Annotated in this window: 19 protein-coding genes; 8 read left to right on the top strand and 11 right to left on the bottom strand. The window is 63.2% G+C overall.

Annotated features, from left to right (window positions below; translation table 11 throughout):
* Positions 1–337: 337 nt before the first annotated feature.
* Complete coding sequence (locus XM53_RS19705) at positions 338–1,189, bottom strand: DUF4394 domain-containing protein (RefSeq protein WP_057796483.1); 852 nt, start codon at positions 1,187–1,189, stop codon at positions 338–340.
* 211 nt (positions 1,190–1,400) lie between these two features.
* On the opposite strand from XM53_RS19705, the gene XM53_RS19700 reads away from it, so the two are divergent.
* The 3 genes from XM53_RS19700 (at position 1,401) to XM53_RS19690 (ending at position 3,206) form a co-directional block, all read left to right on the top strand.
* Positions 1,401–1,997 carry a hypothetical protein gene (locus tag XM53_RS19700; RefSeq protein WP_057796481.1) on the top strand — a complete coding sequence of 199 codons (597 nt, stop codon included), beginning with the start codon at positions 1,401–1,403 and terminating at the stop codon, positions 1,995–1,997.
* 145 nt (positions 1,998–2,142) lie between these two features.
* The gene (locus XM53_RS19695) at positions 2,143–2,493 is read left to right on the top strand and encodes a hypothetical protein (protein ID WP_057796479.1); all 351 of its coding nucleotides are present in this window, start codon (positions 2,143–2,145) and stop codon (positions 2,491–2,493) included.
* Complete coding sequence (locus XM53_RS19690) at positions 2,490–3,206, top strand: methyltransferase domain-containing protein (RefSeq protein WP_057796477.1); 717 nt, start codon at positions 2,490–2,492, stop codon at positions 3,204–3,206. Before XM53_RS19695 ends, XM53_RS19690 begins: the two co-directional genes overlap by 4 nt.
* Before the next feature lie 64 nt (positions 3,207–3,270).
* Here XM53_RS19690 and XM53_RS19685 read toward each other — a convergent pair whose 3' ends face one another.
* Complete coding sequence (locus tag XM53_RS19685) at positions 3,271–4,074, bottom strand: ABC transporter permease (protein WP_057796475.1); 804 nt, start codon at positions 4,072–4,074, stop codon at positions 3,271–3,273.
* A gap of 125 nt (positions 4,075–4,199) precedes the next feature.
* On the opposite strand from XM53_RS19685, the gene XM53_RS19680 reads away from it, so the two are divergent.
* The gene (locus XM53_RS19680) at positions 4,200–4,790 is read left to right on the top strand and encodes a GcrA family cell cycle regulator (RefSeq protein WP_057796473.1); all 591 of its coding nucleotides are present in this window, start codon (positions 4,200–4,202) and stop codon (positions 4,788–4,790) included.
* Between the two features lie 3 nt (positions 4,791–4,793).
* Here XM53_RS19680 and XM53_RS19675 read toward each other — a convergent pair whose 3' ends face one another.
* The 3 genes from XM53_RS19675 to XM53_RS23215 form a co-directional block, all read right to left on the bottom strand.
* Positions 4,794–5,642 (bottom strand): MBL fold metallo-hydrolase, encoded by an 849-nt coding sequence (locus XM53_RS19675; RefSeq protein WP_057796471.1) that lies wholly within the window; start codon positions 5,640–5,642, stop codon positions 4,794–4,796.
* A 190-nt stretch (positions 5,643–5,832) separates the two neighbouring features.
* A complete protein-coding gene (locus tag XM53_RS19670) occupies positions 5,833–6,114 on the bottom strand; it encodes an acylphosphatase (RefSeq protein WP_057796468.1) in 282 nt (93 codons plus the stop codon).
* A 105-nt stretch (positions 6,115–6,219) separates the two neighbouring features.
* A complete protein-coding gene (locus XM53_RS23215; protein ID WP_144435622.1) occupies positions 6,220–7,233 on the bottom strand; it encodes a hypothetical protein in 1,014 nt (337 codons plus the stop codon).
* A gap of 196 nt (positions 7,234–7,429) precedes the next feature.
* Between XM53_RS23215 and lepA the strand changes: the two genes are divergently transcribed.
* Positions 7,430–9,229 (top strand): translation elongation factor 4, encoded by a 1,800-nt coding sequence (gene lepA / locus XM53_RS19660; RefSeq protein ID WP_057796463.1) that lies wholly within the window; start codon positions 7,430–7,432, stop codon positions 9,227–9,229.
* Positions 9,230–9,316: 87 nt separating this feature from the next.
* On the opposite strand, the gene XM53_RS19655 is transcribed toward lepA, so the two are convergent.
* The gene (locus XM53_RS19655) at positions 9,317–9,793 is read right to left on the bottom strand and encodes an REP-associated tyrosine transposase (RefSeq protein ID WP_057796459.1); all 477 of its coding nucleotides are present in this window, start codon (positions 9,791–9,793) and stop codon (positions 9,317–9,319) included.
* Between the two features lie 143 nt (positions 9,794–9,936).
* Positions 9,937–10,224, bottom strand: a complete 288-nt coding sequence (locus XM53_RS19650) for a hypothetical protein (protein ID WP_057796457.1) — start codon at positions 10,222–10,224, stop codon at positions 9,937–9,939.
* Between the two features lie 991 nt (positions 10,225–11,215).
* On the opposite strand from XM53_RS19650, the gene XM53_RS19645 reads away from it, so the two are divergent.
* The gene (locus XM53_RS19645; RefSeq protein WP_057796455.1) at positions 11,216–11,401 is read left to right on the top strand and encodes a hypothetical protein; all 186 of its coding nucleotides are present in this window, start codon (positions 11,216–11,218) and stop codon (positions 11,399–11,401) included.
* A 44-nt stretch (positions 11,402–11,445) separates the two neighbouring features.
* Here XM53_RS19645 and XM53_RS19640 read toward each other — a convergent pair whose 3' ends face one another.
* Positions 11,446–12,219 carry an alpha/beta fold hydrolase gene (locus XM53_RS19640; RefSeq protein ID WP_057796454.1) on the bottom strand — a complete coding sequence of 258 codons (774 nt, stop codon included), beginning with the start codon at positions 12,217–12,219 and terminating at the stop codon, positions 11,446–11,448.
* Positions 12,220–12,291: 72 nt separating this feature from the next.
* Between XM53_RS19640 and XM53_RS19635 the strand changes: the two genes are divergently transcribed.
* Entirely contained in the window at positions 12,292–12,666 is a 375-nt protein-coding gene (locus XM53_RS19635) for a hypothetical protein (protein ID WP_057796452.1), read from the top strand.
* Between the two features lie 52 nt (positions 12,667–12,718).
* On the opposite strand, the gene glyA is transcribed toward XM53_RS19635, so the two are convergent.
* Positions 12,719–14,026: a serine hydroxymethyltransferase gene (glyA, locus tag XM53_RS19630; protein ID WP_057796451.1), complete on the bottom strand. Its 1,308-nt coding sequence runs from the start codon at positions 14,024–14,026 to the stop codon at positions 12,719–12,721.
* Between the two features lie 161 nt (positions 14,027–14,187).
* Between glyA and XM53_RS19625 the strand changes: the two genes are divergently transcribed.
* Entirely contained in the window at positions 14,188–14,955 is a 768-nt protein-coding gene (locus XM53_RS19625) for an NAD kinase (protein ID WP_057796450.1), read from the top strand.
* On the opposite strand, the gene XM53_RS19620 is transcribed toward XM53_RS19625, so the two are convergent.
* Both XM53_RS19620 and prpE read right to left on the bottom strand, forming a co-directional pair.
* Complete coding sequence (locus tag XM53_RS19620; RefSeq protein ID WP_082631141.1) at positions 14,956–15,501, bottom strand: CIA30 family protein; 546 nt, start codon at positions 15,499–15,501, stop codon at positions 14,956–14,958.
* Between the two features lie 14 nt (positions 15,502–15,515).
* On the bottom strand, positions 15,516–17,405 hold the full coding sequence (prpE, locus tag XM53_RS19615) for a propionate-CoA ligase PrpE (protein WP_057796449.1): 1,890 nt from the start codon (positions 17,403–17,405) through the stop codon (positions 15,516–15,518).
* Positions 17,406–17,470 lie beyond the last annotated feature (65 nt).

Below are 17,470 nucleotides of genomic sequence, written 5' to 3'. Positions count from 1 at the left end.
CGCCGCGCGATCGCCAGACCGCGGGATGGCGAACCGACCTCTCTTCAGAGCACTTTATCTTGGCCATATCCGTGAAACGGCAATTCGAGGTGCTAGCGTCAGCCAATCGCCAGCCCCGGGGGGCGGTCCCCCTTTCGGCGATTGCGCGCAATCGCCTTTCGGTCAGCGGACGATCGCGCGGCGGCGCGGCAGGGCCGCGCCTCTGTTCCGCGCGAATAGGATATCCGCTACCAACGCACAAAAAAGAGGGGAGCCAAAAGGCCCCCCTCCACACTCGTTACGTCCCCAATGACTCGTTACCAAACAGAAAACAGGGAACTCGTTACGCAGTCTTGTCTTAGCGGGCCTGTGCGATGGCCAGCGCGGTGAAGCCGCCCATGCCCAGATCGGCCTGCATCATGGCCTCACCCGTTTCCAGGTTGATGGTGTAGAAACCGGCCGTCTCGGCGCCTTCCATCTGCAGGATGGCATAGGCCATGTCCTCGCCCTCGGACGGCGACATGATGTCGAACCCGCCCCAGTCGCTCAGGTCCACGGCCTCGCCGTCGACGGTGACCTCGGCGATGGTTTCCAGCGTGCCTTCGTTGTTGGCCAGGCTGACGAGAGAATCCGTCTCGGCGTCAAGCGCGTACTGGAAGGTGCTGCCGGCGGTCTCGCCGTTGATCGCGTTGGTATAGGCGTTGGCATAGATCATCGGGTCGGCGCCAGCGTTCGCATCGCCTTCGGCATAGGCCAGATCAGTGACGCGGACGACCTTGCCGGCCTTGTCCTCTGCGCTGAAATCCTTGGGGAAATAGACCAGGTTGTCTTCTTCCGAGGATACGGCGCGCACGGCGTCGATCTTGTTGTTGAAGTCGAACGCGACCTTGGAGCCGTCGGCGACCATTGCGTCGTCGTTGAACGCCGCTTCCAGGTCGGTCATTTCACCGCTCGCGGGATCGATGGTGACGACCATGCCGTTCTTGAAGCCCAGCAGTTCGCCAGTGACGGGGCGCCATGCGATGGCATCCAGCGCCTCGCTGAGGTCCATGGTCTGAACGTCGGTTGGCGACGTGATGTCGGCCATGGAAACAAGTGTCATGCCGTCATTGGCAAGCGCGAAACCCATGTCAGCGCCATCGCTCTGCGCGAGGGCGGCGCCCCCAAGCATCGACAGGGCGGAAACAGCAGTAATGGTACGAGTATACATTTTAGTCCTCTCTGTTTTTCAAGTTCACGCAACCGGCCGTCCTGGCCAGCGCTTGATCGAAGGCACGAAAGGCGGCCGAAAGAAGTTTCAGCGCGGAGCAAAAATTTTTGTGGCAGTCGTCGCGCGGGTTTGCGCAGGGGGGGCCGCGGTTCTGTTGATGCGCGGCGGAAAGCCCTGTAGCCTTACACCAACCGCATCGGGGAGCCGCACCATGTCGTTTCGCGCCTTTATGATTGCCACGCTGGCCGCGATCAGCGTGTCCGGCCACGCGATGGCCGCGCCCGAGGCCGTGCCGTTGCGCGGCGATATCACGCTGGGCGGCGGCGATTTCAGCACCGGGGGCGGCATCACCGTGGCGGTCGAGCCGCGGCGAGCCGTCGACGGGCAACTGGCGCTCTGCGGGGTCTGGGCGCAAAGCGAGCGGCTGACAGCCTATGTGCGCCCGCACGTGCGCGACCTTCTGGCGCCCGGAACGCTGGCCGTGGACGGGCAGGTGGTGCTGCACGACCTGCGTGTGTTCAACGAGGTGGCGCCTGCCGAGAGCTATGTCGGCGCGCCGGCCACCTGCATGGGCACAGGCCTGCCCTATCGCGACGCGGCGCGCGTCGAGATCCGCATTCCGCGCCGCGCCGTGGTGCGCGAACGCGACAGCGACGGCATCGGCGTCGAGATCTGGTTCATGCCGGCGACAGGCGAAAACCTGGCGCTCACGTCCGGTTCGATCCTGCCGGCGCGGTGGACGCGGTTCACGTCGCCGGGTGATCAGTACGACACCACGCGCCCCGAGGAAAATCCGTCGCAGGACTGAGCGTCGCGGTCCGCGTCATCGCGATTGAAAAACGCCGGGCATTGGGGCAATATCGCGTGTATTGAAGGTTAACGAAACGGCGCGGCCAAGACGGGGCAAACCCGCGATCCCGCCGACACTTTGAGGACAGAGCAGGACAGTCCCGATGAAAAAGCTACTGATGACTTTCATGGCCCTCGGCCTTGCCGGGTGTGGTCAGCCCGATCGTTTCGACGGGCGCAGCGGATCGGTCAGCCGGGCCGCGCCGATGGCGTCGGGCCCGATTTCCAGCGCCTGCATGGCGTCCGACCGCAAGGCGCGGTCGCAGGCGCTGTGTGGCTGTATCCAGGCGGCGGCGGACCAGACGCTGAACCCGTCCGACCAGCGCCGCGCGGCGGCGTTCTATCGCGATCCGCACAAGGCGCAGGAAATCCGCCAGTCGGACCGGGGCGGGGACGAGGCGTTCTGGAAGGCCTACCGAGCCTATGGCGAACGGGCCGAGCGACTGTGCCGATGAGCGGGTTGTTCGACTTTCTGGCCGAGCTTCCGCCCTATGACGACAACGAAACCACGATCTACCGCCTGAACCAGCGCCACAGGCTGATCATCGACCCGTTCGTGCCGCAAATCGAAGGCGCCCGCGTGCTGGACATTGCCGCCCATGACGGGCGGTGGTCCTACGCGCTGGCCGCCGCCGGCGCGGCCGAGGTCGTGGGGGTCGAGGCGCGACCCGAACTGGTGGCGCGGTTCGACGCCTTCCCCAAGACCGACTTCAAGCCCCGCGTGCGGCTGACCTGCGGCGACCTTTTCGCCGATCTTGAGGCGCGGGGCGCGGCGGGCGAGCGGTTCGACGTGGTGGCGCTTTACGGTATCTTTTACCACGTGATGGACCATTTCCGCCTGTTGTCGCTCATTCGTGCACTGGAACCGGGGCTGGTCATCATCGACAGCGAATTCATCGTGCTGGACAACGCCATGATCCAGGTGCTGAAGGAAGAGGTGTCGAACCCGCTGAACGCGGTGACCGAGGTCGAGGGGCGCAGCCATACGGTGGTGGGCGTGCCGTCGCGCAAGGCCACGGATTTCATGGCCGAGGCGCTGAATTTCGAGGCCACGTGGATCGACCATGACATGATCCTGGGCGAGGACCGGCGCGGGATGCACGACTATTTCCGCGACGGGCGCAAGGTACGGCATGTCTGCGCGCTGAGCCCTGTGGACCCGGACTGACCGTCGCCGGGCGCGCGAAAATGCGTATTTTCGCCGCCATTTTCCGCGCGGAAAATGGGCCCGTTCAGGCTTTGAGCCGATAGCCCTTGCGGAACAGCGCCCAGGCCAGGAGCGACACCGCCAGGGTCGACGCCAGCACGATCGCCGCGCCCAGCGACACGCTGCTGTCCGAGACGCCGATCATGCCGTAGCGCCCTCCGTCCATCAGGTAGAAGACCGGGTTCACGTGGCTGATCGTGTATAGCGCGCCGGGCAGCGCCTCGACCGAGTAGAACGTGCCGGACAGGAAGGCGAGCGGCGTGACGATGAAGTTGGTGATCGCCGCCATCTGATCGAACTTCTGCGCGAAGATGCCCGCCACCATGCCAAGCGCGCCCAGAAACGCCGCGCCCAAGGTCACGAAGCCCAGCCAGATCAACGGATGTGCCGGAACGATCCCCAAAAACAGCGCCAGCCCCACCGCGATGGCCAACGCCACCAGCACGCCCCGCGCGATGGCGCCTGCCAGATAGCCCAGCACCAACTCGGCCGGCGACAGGGGCGGCATCAGCGTGTCGACGATATTGCCCTGCACCTTGGAAATCACGATGGACGACGAGGTATTGGCGAAACTGTTCTGGATCACCGTCATCATAAGGATGCCGGGCGCGATGAAGGTGGTGAAATCCACACCCATCACGTCGCCCCGCCGCTCGCCGATGGCGATGGAAAAGATCACCAGGAACAGTCCCGCCGTGGCCAGCGGCGCCATCAGCGTCTGCGTCCAGACGGCGAGAAACCGCTGCGTCTCGCGCTTGGCCAGCGTGGCCAGCCCAAGCCAGTTGACCCGCCCGAAGCGGCGGCTGCCCATTTCGTGGAATTCCTGCATCTCGGCCTCGATTGTCGTCCTGCGGTGCCTTGTAACTCAACGCTCAGTGATTAGAATAGGGCGACTGATAAAAAGACCACGCCCCGGGGTGCCCCGCGGCGTGATGAACCAATGAAAGGTGGCTCATGTCCTGGAGTGACGAGCGCGTCGAACTGCTGAAGAAGATGTGGGGCGAAGGCCAGTCGGCCAGCCAGATCGCCAAGGAACTGGGCGGGGTGACCCGCAACGCCGTGATCGGCAAGGTGCACCGCCTTGGCTTGTCGAACCGCAGCGGCTCGGGCAATGGTGCGGCCGCGTCCGAGACACCGGCCAAGGCCAAGCCTGCCGCCAAGGCCAAGCCGGCGGCGGCCAAGGCCAAGCCCGCGGCGCCCAAGCCCGAGGCGAAAAAGCCCGAGCCCAAGGAAGAGCCCGCGCCCAGTGCCGCGGCGAGCCGCGTCAAGGCGATCATCCCGGCAGGCCAGCCCCTGCCGCCGCAGCCGTCGGCGAACGAGATCGACCCCGCCGCGCTGGCCAAGGTCAGTGAGATCGAGAAGAAGGCCAAGCGGCTGACGCTGATGGAGTTGACCGAGCGGACCTGCAAATGGCCCGTGGGCGACCCCGCGACGGATGATTTCTGGTTCTGCGGTCTGCCGGTTCAGTCGGGCAAGCCCTATTGCGAGGCTCATGTCGGCGTCGCGTTCCAGCCGATGAGTTCGCGCCGCGACCGGAAACGCTAGGCCCTAGTCCGGCTCACGCAGCCACCCGGGCCGCAGCACCATAACGGTGGGCTGCCCCGGCAGGGTGTCCAGGGATACGGTCAGCGCGCTGTCCTCGGTGCGCACCACCGCGAATTCCTCTTCCATCGCTGCCAGAAACGCCTGAAGCGTGCCATCGCCGAACCAGTGCATCGGGATGACGATGGACGAGCGCAGGCGCTTGACCGTCTCGATCATCCGGGGCAGGGGAAGGGTGTAGCCCCCGTCGACCGGCGCCAGCAGCACATCGACCCGCCCCAAGGCCGCGAATTGCTCGTCCGTGGGCATGTGGTGCAGGTGGCCCAGGTGGCCGATGCAAAGCCCCGCCGTCTCGAAAACGAAGATCGAATTGCCCTCGGGCTCCGCCGGCGCGCCGTAGCGCGAGCGGATATCGGTCGAGACATTGCGAATGACCATATCGCCCAGATCGAGGTAATGGTCGATGCCCGCGCCGTGCTCTTCGCCCCAGCCGGGCAGCACGTTGGGAATGCCGGGATCGGGGAAGGGCGTCCAATGGGTTTCATGCGCGTGGTTCATCGTCACCACGTCTGGCAGGAAATCCACGTTGCCGATGAAGCCGGTGAAATCGGTGACCGCGCTGGTGCCGGAATGGGCCTGGATCAGAAACGAGGCGTGGGCGATGTATTGCAGGCGCACCCTGTCCTGGGGCACCGGATCGCGGAAACTGGCCTTCTGGACATAGTCGAGCCCCGGTGCGGATTGCGCGATCGACAGGCAATGGCTGGGCTTGCGCTGGGCCTCCTGCGCCGCGCCCTCCTGCACCAAGACGGGCGTCGTCGCAAGCGCGGCGAGCAAAACGGCGAGTCGGACCATCGGCAGTACCTCCTGACGGGAAGTGTAGCGCATGGGACGGGAAAGTCAGCTTTGCGTCGGTGCCGACGCCGCACGGTGTGCTGCAATGCCTGTTTGAGAAGCACATCGGTGCCGCGTTGTCCGTCGCGCCGCGCCCACGAGCGGGAGATCCCGGATCAAGTCCGGGATGACGTCGCGAAAAGACGCGCCGTCAGCGCAGGATCTCGAACCCGTCCTGTTCGGGTGCCTCGGCGGGTTCGGGTTCCACCCGCTCGACCTTTGCCGCCGGTGGGCCCTTTTCCATCGCGCGCAGCATGTCCGCCACGGCCTCCTCCGGCCCCGACAGAACGGCCCGGACCGACCCGTCCTCCTCGTTCCTGACCCAGCCGCGCAGGCCGCGTGACCGCGCCTCTTCCTGCGTCCAGGCGCGGTAGTTCACGCCCTGCACCTTGCCGGTCACCAGAACGCCGGTGAGTGTCGTCTCGTTATGCATGGTCGCCTCCTGTTCTGGGGAAGGATATAGGGCACACGGCCAAATAGTCGCGTCGGTCGGTAGGGTGGGCATTCTGCTCACGAACTCTTGCGATACGGTCAAAACTCATTGAAGGAACGGCAACCATTTCTGTACGGCATCAACCAAGTCCAAGATCTTGTCACTGTTCTGCGTGACCCAAGCGGCACCAGCAATTCCTCCGGTGCTGCCCGCAGCGATAACCGCAGCCTGCAAGCCGCTATCGACTTTCTTCGCCATCCAAACTCCGCATACTTTCAAGACACCAAGAATGGCACCCAGTGCAATTTCCACACGTTTCTTATCTGGCTTCGCTGCCTGCGCCTCTTCCTTCAAATCTCGCGCAGCGGCCCAAATAATCGTCACGCCGTCCGACGTCTGGAGCGCGTCTTCAATCGAAGATGGTGGATTGTTGTCCCCTATGCCACGCGCGGTTCTGAGGTCGGAATGTGGATAGGCGCTTTCTTCCAAGTCCGAGGCACATTTCTCAACCTGATAGGCCGCCTCGATTTTGGCAATCTCCTCCGCTACCGCGTCCAGCCCGGCCTCCCAGATCGGATCGTCAATCAATGCTACCCGCGCCTGAAGCTCCCAGTCGATGGGGTTGCCATCGAGAAAGCCTTGATACCATTCGCGCCAGAAAGACCAAGCGCCAGAGGGGAAGACCTTTCCGATAGTGTTTTGTGAAGCTTGCAGCCTTTCGTCGGACCACAAAGGTTTTATCAGAAGCTTTTCGAACGGAACATAGAAATCAGAAAGTGTTTCCTCGGGGTTGTCAGGTACACCATCAAGCGTTGCGTCGATGGCAAATCCTCTTGTTCTTGACTGTGATTGAAGCTCGGCTGCTTTGGCAGATCGGTTCGCAGTTTCGCAAGCATATGACGTGGTGCCGGCACTTGCCTTCCTCTTTCTGGGGCTGCGATACTCTTGATCGAGGCATTCGATTGCTGCTTTCGCGGCCCGTCGAGAAACCAAGAATGCCAGCTCGCTTAGTTCAGCACTGGGATTTCGGGCAATATGCAGAGAAAGGGAAATAGCCCGAACGCAGCTTAAAATAGCTTTGTCCTGTGTGTCGGGTTCCACTCGGTCGTCAGAAAGCATCGAAAGTGCCCGAAGAGCGGACCTTAAGGCGATTAGAACGCTCATCCCGTCGGGTTGACTTTCCAACCAAGTGTTCAATTCTTTGGAGTTGTTTCTCAATACCTGTGCTCCCGTCACACATCGCGTCAGCGTATAGACCCATCGCTCTTATTCAAGCCACCTTGACCACCCTTGATTTCCACTACATACGCGGTACATGACACCGCTTTCGCATATCCGCAATTTCTCCATCGTGGCGCATATCGACCACGGGAAATCGACGCTGGCCGACAGGCTGATCCAAGCCACCGACACGGTGCCGGACCGCGACATGAAGGAACAGCTGCTCGATGCGATGGATATCGAGCGCGAGCGCGGCATCACCATCAAGGCCAACACGGTGCGCATCGAGTATACCGCGCTCGATGGCGAGGATTACGTGCTGAACCTGATCGACACGCCCGGGCACGTCGATTTCGCCTACGAGGTCTCGCGCTCGATGCGGGCGGTCGAGGGCTCGCTGCTGGTGGTGGACTCCACCCAAGGGGTCGAGGCGCAGACGCTTGCCAATGTCTATCAGGCAATCGACGCCGACCACGAGATTGTGCCTGTTTTCAACAAGATCGACCTGCCCGCCTCGGATATCAGCCGGGTTGCCGAACAGGTCGAGGACGTGATCGGCATCGACGCGTCGGGCGCGATCCCGGTGTCGGCCAAGACGGGCGAGGGCATCCGCGAGGTGCTGGAGGCCATCGTCAAACTTCTGCCCCCGCCCAAGGGCACCCGCGACGCGCCGCTGAAGGCGATGCTGGTCGACAGCAAGTATGACCAGTACCTGGGCGTGATCTGTATCGTGCGGATCATCGACGGGGTTCTGAAGAAGGGCGACCGCATCCGCATGATGAAAACGGGCGGCACCTATGACGTGGACGATATCGGCGTCTATCGCCCGTCGATGAAACCGGTCAAGGAGCTGGGGCCGGGCGAGATCGGTTATCTCAACGCCTCGATCAAGCAGGTCCGCGACACCCGCGTGGGCGACACGATCACGCTGGAGAAGAACCAGACGCCCGAGCCGCTGCCCGGCTTCAACCCGTCTCAGCCGGTGGTCTTCTGCGGGCTTTTCCCGGTGGACTCGGCCGAGTTCGAGGACCTGCGCGACGCCATCGAGAAACTGGCGCTGAACGACGCGTCCTTCAGCTACGAGATGGAAAGCTCCACCGCGCTGGGCTTCGGCTTTCGCTGCGGGTTCCTGGGGCTATTGCACCTGGAAGTGGTCCGCGACCGGATCGAGCGGGAATACGATATCGAGCTCATTACCACCGCGCCCTCGGTGATCTACCACGTCTACATGAAGGACGGCACGCAGATCGACCTGCACAACCCCGCCGACATGCCCGACCCCTCGACCGTGGCCCATGTGGAGGAGCCGCGGATCAAGGCGACGATCCTGGTGCCGGACGAGTTTTTGGGCGACGTGCTGAAGCTGTGCCAGGACCGGCGCGGCATCCAGATGGACCTGACCTATGCCGGCAGCCGCGCGATGGCGGTCTATGACCTGCCGCTGAACGAGGTGGTGTTCGACTTCTACGACCGCTTGAAATCGGTGACGCGGGGCTATGCGTCGTTCGACTATCAACTGGAAGGCTACCGCGAGGACAATCTGGTGAAGATGTCCGTGCTGGTGAATGACGAGCCGGTGGACGCGCTCAGCATGATGGTGCACCGCGACCGGGCCGAGATGCGTGGGCGCGCCATGTGCGAAAAGCTCAAGGACCTGATCCCGCGCCACATGTTCAAGATCCCGATCCAGGCCGCCATCGGCGGCAAGGTGATCGCCCGCGAGACGCTGTCGGCCCTGCGCAAGGACGTGACCGCCAAATGCTATGGCGGCGACGCCAGCCGAAAGCGCAAGCTCTTGGATAAGCAGAAGGCGGGGAAGAAGAAGATGCGCCAGTTCGGGAAGGTGGATATCCCGCAGGAGGCGTTTATTTCGGCGCTTAAGATGGACAACTGAGGGCGCCCGCCCCGGTGAAAAATTGGCGTAGGGTGGGTGAAAACCCACGCGTCAGGGAACGTCGCGCCGCGTGGGTTTTCACCCACCCTACGCGACCGCGCGTATATCTCGATGCACCGTGGAATAGGGCCAGTCTTCGGGTCGTTCGACCAACCCGTGTTTCACCGGATTGAAGTGGCAATAGTTAACATGCTTGAGAAAGTCCGCGTCATCGCGGATGGCATGTTCCCAGAAACGCCGCTGCCAGATGCCCCGCTCGCCTTTGCGCCGCCTGCTTTGGTTGACGCACCCAGTCGTTGCCGAATGCCGTGAAAACAACGCCTTGATCTTTCTCCACCGCGTCGGGAAATCGTCGTCGCCGGGTGGCAGCGTCCAGACCGCGTGGATGTGGTCCGGCAGAACGACCATGGCGTCGCAATGCAAAGGGTGCTGGGCCACGACCGACGCATAGACCGACCTCAGAAGGTCTATTTCATCGGTCAGGGTGGTTGCCGACCTGTCGGCCAACGTGACGGTGAAGAAGTAGGTCCCACCTGGGACATAGAGGCGTCGATACCTTGGCATGGACCCATAGTTCCGTACCAAGGTTAACAAGCCATGTAGGTTGGGTGAAAACCCACGCGTGTTCCACACGTGGCGGGGCGTGGGTTTTCACCCACCCTACGGCTTGGACATTGAAAGCCGGGCGTCGCCGCCCGGCCTGTCGCTCACCCGCGAGGGGCGGCTCTCATCGCGGCCCGCACTTCCTTGGCGAGCGCGATCGGGTTGTTCACGAGGCGTGGGTCGCGGCAGATGTAGTTTGCGATGCTGGTCGCTTCCTGCTGGCTGTAGCCCGCGCCGACCAGCGAATCGACGAAGTTCGGGTTCGCCTTGTCCCAGATCACTTCGTTCCATGGGCCGCGATAGCAGCTGACGAGGATGTAGGTATCGGCCTTGGCAGTGTCGGCCATCACGAGAAATGCCGCCGCGGCGGCGCACAAAGAAGTTTTAAACATGGGTCCCCACCCTGGTGATATGTGCCTTCACCATACCACGTGAGTCGCCCAACTCTGAATCAATTTTATAGAAAAGGTTAATTTGCAACTGCAGAATCAGGCGAGGTGCATCCGCTCGCGCCTCGATTGCAGTTATCCCGGCGCAAAGCAGCCGAAACGTTGAGGTTTCAGAGCTTATCCACAGAAATTCCCGGCGCAATATCAACAGGTTATCCCCAAGAAATTTCGATGCCGCAGTGCTTTTTCCTTGCCTGAACGCGGTTTCGGATGTGTCATTTGAATGTCTGCACCGGGTCGCTGATCCGACGCAGCGCCGCAAAGGCCCCTCGGGACCGGCGCGGGCGGAACCGGGGGTCTCAGGGCCTTAACGACCGCCCAAGCCAGCTCAGGCCGATGCACGGGGGATGCCCGCGCCTTTCGGGGCCAGGGCGACCTTGCGTATCGCCGGGTCGATGCAGGCGGGCAGGGGCCTGTCCCTTGTTCGTGGCCAAGGGGCCTTCGGGTCTTGAGGCGGCCATGTCCGGCGACGGGTGTGGAACGGTGTCGTTGCCTTCGGGTGGCGAGATCGCTGACGGTCTCATTGAGGCCGGAGGCAAAGCTGAGCCGGATGCCCCCCGGGATGATCGGTTCGGCAAAGGCGTCAGGGTGCGGGGTGACCCCCGCGATGCAAAGACCGCGTCTGAGCACCTGGCGCCTTTACTTTGTCCGATGCGCCGAATGGCAGTAGGTCGGAACGCGAACGGGGTCCGTGGCCAATGGCCTCCGGACCCCGCTGTCAGTGATGCTACCGCGTCTAACACCTGTGTCTTTGCGATATAGCGTGGTTTGGCGCCGGTCAACCAGATCTGGCGGCGCGACCGACGGATTTCACCATATCTTCGCAAATCGGCCACAAGCCGCCTGAGACAGGCGCCCGTGATCCAGATCAATGCGCCGATAGGTGCGGCGCGCTATGCAGGGCACGCGCAACATTCCCACTCGGAGACCCGTCATGATCTGGTTGATGGTTATCTTGCACGTTTTCATCGGATCCACCCTCGCAGGCTCGTTCGTCATCGCCGCCCTGGCCATGGGCTATGACACGCTGACGCCGATCTTAATCACCGCGGCGGCGGGGTTCGTGGTGGCCTTTCCGGTGTCGTGGATCGTGGCGAAACAGCTGTATCAGGCCCGCTGAAGCCGCGGATTTCGCACCGACGCGATGCCACCCGGATACCGACGCTATACCGACGCGGTGTTCTCCAGCCATCCGCGCACGGCGGATTCGAATTCGCGCGGCCGCTCGGCATGAAGCCAGTGGCCCGCGTCCTTGATCTTGATGAAGGTCGCGTCCGGGAAAAGGTCCTTGATGCGGGGGCGGTACTCACGTGAAACGTAGTTAGAATTTGCGCCGGAGAGGAACAGCGTCTTGCCGTCGAACCGGCTGTCCAGGTCGGGAAAGCTGAGGATCTTGGGCATCTCGGCCTCAAGCGTATCGAGGTTGAGGCGCCATTTTTTCTCTTTCACGTCAAGAGATTGCGTGAAGAAGGGGATAAGCGCCGGATCGTCGACGACGCCTTCCAGCTGCGCCTCGGCGTCCGACCGCTTGGTGATCGTCGAAAGATCCACGCGGCGCATGGCGTCGATATATTGCGCCTGGCTGTGGTTATAGCTGACCGGCGCGATGTCGGCGACGATCAGCCGGTTCACAAGGTCGGGACGGGTCAATGCCAGCACCATCGACGCCTTGCCGCCCATGGAGTGGCCCAGCACGTCCACCGGACCGTCCGCCTCGGCCTCAATCACCTCGGCAAGATCAGCGGCCATGTCCTGATAGGAATGCGTGGAAAACCAGGGGCTTGTGCCGTGATTGCGCATGTCCACGGCCATCACGGGGCCACGATCTGACAGCCGCTTGGCGATGACGCCCCAGTTGCGGCCAGAGCCGTAAAGGCCGTGGGCGATAAGAAGCGGTGGCTTCGTGCCTTGGGAGACGTGGTGAATGACGTTCAACATGGATGAAGCCAATACACGCCATTGCCCCCGCAATCAATTGCGCCTAGTGTGCGCCGCCGAGGGGTGGCTTAAGTGATTGATCGCAAACATTTTGACGCACGGCGCGAGGCGCTTGAGACGCAGCTTCACGAGAAGCTGGGCCTGAGGGGCAAAACCCTGGCCGCACGGCTGCGGCGGGCCGGGCGGATGCTGCCGAAGCGCTTGCGGGCGGAGGGGCAGTACCTTGTGGAAGCCGAGCGGAAACTGGCGCATCCGCGACTGGCCACACAGGTCGACGCGGCGCGCGTGGAAAAAGCCTTTGGAGCGTTGGAGGAGCACCTCAAAAGCATTGACGCGGCAGACCGGCGGCGGAGCCGGCTGATCCACTGGCTGGCGGGGCTGGTGTTCAACCTGTTGATCCTGGGCGCGCTGGTTTTGATCGTGCTGCGCTGGCAGGGCGTCATATAAAAACCCGCGCAAGCAAGGGCTTGCGCGGGTCTTAAGAGTGATCAGACCGCAATCATAGGTTTGGGTACAGCGGGAAGCGGGCGCAAAGCTCGGCCACCTCGGCCTTGACCTTGTCTTCCACAGCCTGGTTGCCGTCCTCGCCATTGGCGGCAAGGCCGTCGACCACCTCGTTGATCCAGTCGCCGATCTGGCGGAATTCGTCCTCGCCGAAGCCGCGCGTGGTGCCGGCGGGCGTGCCAAGGCGGATGCCGCTGGTGACCGTGGGTTTTTCATCGTCGAAGGGCACACCGTTCTTGTTGCAGGTGATGTGCGCGCGGCCAAGCGCCTTTTCGGTCGCGTTGCCTTTCACACCCTTGGGGCGCAGGTCCACCAGCATCACGTGGGTATCGGTGCCGTGGGTCACGGTGTCCAGCCCGCCCTTGTGCAGCTGGTCCGCCAGCGCCTGCGCGTTGCAGATGACCTGCTTCTGGTAGGTCTTGAACTCGGGGCGCAGCGCCTCGCCAAAGGCCACGGCCTTGGCGGCGATCACGTGCATCAGGGGGCCGCCCTGGATGCCCGGGAAGATCGCCGAGTTGAACTTTTTCGACAGCGCCTCGTCATCGGTCAGGATCATGCCGCCGCGCGGGCCGCGCAGAGTCTTGTGCGTGGTGGTGGTGGCCACGTGCACGTGCGGGAACGGGTTGGGATATTCGCCCGCCGCGATGAGGCCGGCGAAATGCGCCACGTCGGCCAGAAGATAGGCACCGACGCTTTCGGCGATTTCGCGGAACTTGGCAAAGTCGATCTGGCGCGGAATGGCCGAACCGCCGGCGATGATCATCTGCGGCTTGTGCTCTTTCGCCAGTTCGGCGATTTGGTCATAGTCGATTTCCAGCGTGTCGCGTTTGACGCCGTATTGCACGGCCTTGAACCATTTACCCGACTGGTTGGGGGCCGCGCCGTGGGTCAGGTGGCCGCCCGCGTCGAGGCTCATGCCAAGGATCGTGTCGCCGGGTTGCAGGAGCGCCTGAAAGACGCCCTGGTTGGCCTGGCTGCCAGAATTGGGCTGGACGTTGGCAAAGCCACAGCCGAAAAGTTTGCAGGCCCGCTCGATCGCCAGATCTTCGGCGATATCGACGAATTGGCAACCGCCGTAATACCGACGCCCGGGGTATCCTTCGGCGTATTTGTTCGTCATCACGCTGCCTTGCGCTTCCATCACGGCGGCGGAAACGATGTTTTCCGAGGCGATCAGCTCGATCTCGTCGCGCTGCCGGCCCAGTTCCTTGCGCATGGCTTCGGCGATATCGGGATCGCGAGACGCCAGCGATTCCGTGAAAAAGCCTTCTGAAACAAAATCTTGATTTCCGTCGTGCGCCATTGTTGGTGTCCTCCACATTGCGAGCCAAGCGATTTCGTATCGGAAACACCGTCTTTTTGAAAGGCGGTAATGCGACACATGTCACCCGCGGACCGGCATCGCTGGTACGAAGGCGCGATTTATGCTTCGATCAACTTCCGGAACAAATCAAGGTAGCCAAAATGGGCAATCCGCAGAAAATCGCCTTTGTCGCCAGCCGCGTGTCGGTCGCGCAGACCGCGCGGGACAGGCTGGCCAAGCGGTTCGAGCATGTCGAGCCCGAGGACGCCGATTTGATCGTGGCGCTTGGCGGCGACGGCTTCATGCTGGAGACGCTGCATGAGGTCCAGAAGCTGGGAAAGCCGGTTTACGGGATGAATCGGGGCACGGTCGGCTTTCTGATGAACGAGTACAGCGAATCGGACCTGCTGGAGCGGTTGGACGAGGCCGAGGAAGAGGTCATCAACCCGTTGTTCATGTTGGCCACCGACAAGGACGGGCAGACGCACGAGGCGCTGGCGATCAACGAGGTGTCTTTGCTGCGGGCGGGGCCGCAGGCGGCGAAGTTGCGGATCACGGTGGATGGGCGGCTGCGGCTGGAAGAGCTGATCTGCGACGGGTGCCTACTGGCCACGCCTGCGGGATCGACCGCCTATAATTACAGCGCGCACGGGCCGATCCTGCCCATTGGCTCGGACGTGCTGGCGCTGACGGCGGTGGCGGCGTTCCGGCCAAGGCGGTGGCGCGGGGCGCTGTTGCCGATGAACGCGCAGGTGCGGTTTGATGTGCTGGACCCCGGCAAGCGGCCGGTAATGGCAGACGCCGATAGCAGTTCGATCCCGGATGTCTTGTCGGTCGAGGTGCGGTCCGATCCCACGATAAAGCACCGGATCCTCTTCGATCCCGGTCACGGGCTGGAGGAACGGCTGCTGCGGGAGCAGTTTAGTTGATCAATAAAAGCCCACGAGCCGGACGCTGATATCGGCCTTGTGGTCGCGCCCGAAGGCGACGATCCCGACGCTGCGGATGCTGTCCGCTTCGGGCACGTCGCGCAGCAGGTTGCCCGAGGGTTTGAACGCCTCGAACGGCAGGCGGTATTCGCGCCAGTCGGACGTGACGTCGAAGGCCGCCTGGTAGTATTGCCAGGGCAGCGAGGTGCCGGTGGTGCGCAGATGCACGAAATAGCGTTGATCGTTGCCGCGGGCTTCTATCACCACACCGGAAGCATCGACGGGCGGCGCGGTATCAAGCCTGGTGCGGGTCTGGATGAAGCCGCCGTTATTGGCGGTGCTGACCTCGCCCGTCAGGCGCAGCACAGGCTGTCCCGCTTGGGATTCGACACGGGCCGCGCCCTGGCTGACGCCGCCCATGACCGTGTCGCCGACATAGGTCCAACGGCCGGGCTCGGACAGGGGCAGGCGCATGGACACCTCCTGGGCTTGGCTGGCCATGGGCCAGAGAAGGCAGGCCGCGGCGATCAGGGCGCGTCCAAACATGGCGACCCGTCCGGTCACTTGGCGAGGCCAAGGGTTTGCAGCGCATCGCGGATTTCGTCGAGGATGGCGGGATCGTCGATCGTCGCCGGCATCTTGAAGTCCTGGCTGTCGGCGATCTTGACCATGGTGGCGCGCAGGATCTTGCCCGAGCGTGTCTTGGGCAGGCGGTCGACCACCACGGCCAGCTTGAAGGCCGCGACGGGGCCGATCTGGTCGCGCACCAGCTTGACGCATTCGGCGGTGATTTCGTCATGCGGGCGGTCGACGCCCTTGGTCAGGCAGACGAAACCGACGGGCAGTTGCCCCTTGAGCTCGTCGCTGACGCCGATCACCGCGCATTCGGCCACGTCGGGGTGGCTGGCCAGCACTTCTTCCATCCCGCCGGTGGACAGTCGGTGGCCCGCGACGTTGATCACGTCATCGGTGCGCGCCATGATCCAGACATAGCCGTCCTCGTCGACCATCCCGGCATCGCCGGTCTCATAGTAGCCGGGGAAATGGTCGAGATAGCTTTTGCGAAAGCGGTCCTCGGCGTTCCAGAGCGTGGGCAGGGTGCCGGGCGGCAAAGGCAGCTTGATCGCGATGGCGCCCAGCGTGCCGGGGGCGACGGGGTGGCCGGCGTCGTCGAGGATCTGGATGTCGTAGCCGGGCATCGCCACGGTGGGTGACCCGATCTTGACCGGCAGCGCCTCGATCCCCGCGGGCATACCGGCGATTGTCCAGCCGGTTTCGGTCTGCCACCAGTGGTCATAGACCGGCTTGCCGGTCATCTTTTGCGTCCATTCGATGGTGTCGGGGTCGGCGCGTTCGCCCGCCAGATAGATCGCTTTGAGGCCCGACAGGTCGTATTTCTTGAGGTACTCGCCACGCGGGTCCTCGCGCTTGACCGCGCGAAAGGCGGTGGGCGCGGTGAAGAAGGACTTGACCTTGTGCTGTTCGATCACGCGCCAGAAGGTGCCGGCGTCAGGCGTGCCGACGGGCTTGCCCTCGAACACGATGGTTGTGTTGCCGTGAACCAGCGGCGCGTAGCAGATATAGCTGTGGCCCACGACCCAGCCGACATCGGACGCGGCCCAGAAGACGTCGCCGGGGTCGACGTTGTAGATGTTCTTCATGCTCCAGTGCAGCGCCACCAAATGGCCGCCCGTGGCGCGGACGACGCCCTTGGGCGCGCCGGTGGTGCCGGAGGTATAGAGGATATAGGCCGGGTGATTGCCCTCGACCGGGACGCAGTCGGCGGGCTCGGTGCCGTTCTGGAACTCGTGCCAGTCGACATCGCGGCCCTCGGTCAGGGTGGCTGTCTCCTGCTCGCGCTGGAAGATCACGCAGAAGTCGGGCTTGTGCTTGGCCTGGTCCACCGCGCCGTCGAGCAGGGGCTTGTAGTGGACGACTCGGCCCGGTTCCAGCCCGCAGGAGGCGGCGATGATGCATTTGGGCTTGGCGTCGTCGATGCGCACGGCCAGTTCATGCGCCGCGAAACCGCCGAAGACCACCGAGTGGATCGCGCCAATCCGGGCGCAGGCCAGCATCGCCTCGAGCGCCTCGGGGACCATGGGCATGTAGATGATGACGCGGTCGCCCTTTTCCACGCCCTTGGCGCGCAGCGCCCCGGCCAGGCTGGCGACGTGGTCTTTCAGTTCGGCATAGGTGATCTTGGTTATGCTGTCGGTGATCGGGCTGTCGTGGATGATCGCCACCTGATCGCCGCGACCGGCCGCGACATGGCGGTCGACGGCGTTGTAGCAGCCGTTCACCTTGCCGTCGCTGTACCATTCGTAGAAGGGGGCCTTGTCGTCAAAGAGCGCCCTGGAGGGTTTCTCGTCCCAGTCGATCGCCTCGGCGGCCTGCATCCAGAAGCTTTCGGGGTCTGTCTTCCAGCTTTCGTAGACGTCTTTGTATGCCATTGTATCCCCTCCACGGTCTTCGCGTTTCGTTTACGCGAGCGAAATGCGCCAAGACAAGAGAGTCC

Source organism: Roseovarius atlanticus (assembly GCF_001441615.1).
GTDB lineage: Bacteria > Pseudomonadota > Alphaproteobacteria > Rhodobacterales > Rhodobacteraceae > Roseovarius > Roseovarius atlanticus.
This window is presented reverse-complemented; position numbering and strand designations above follow the sequence as displayed.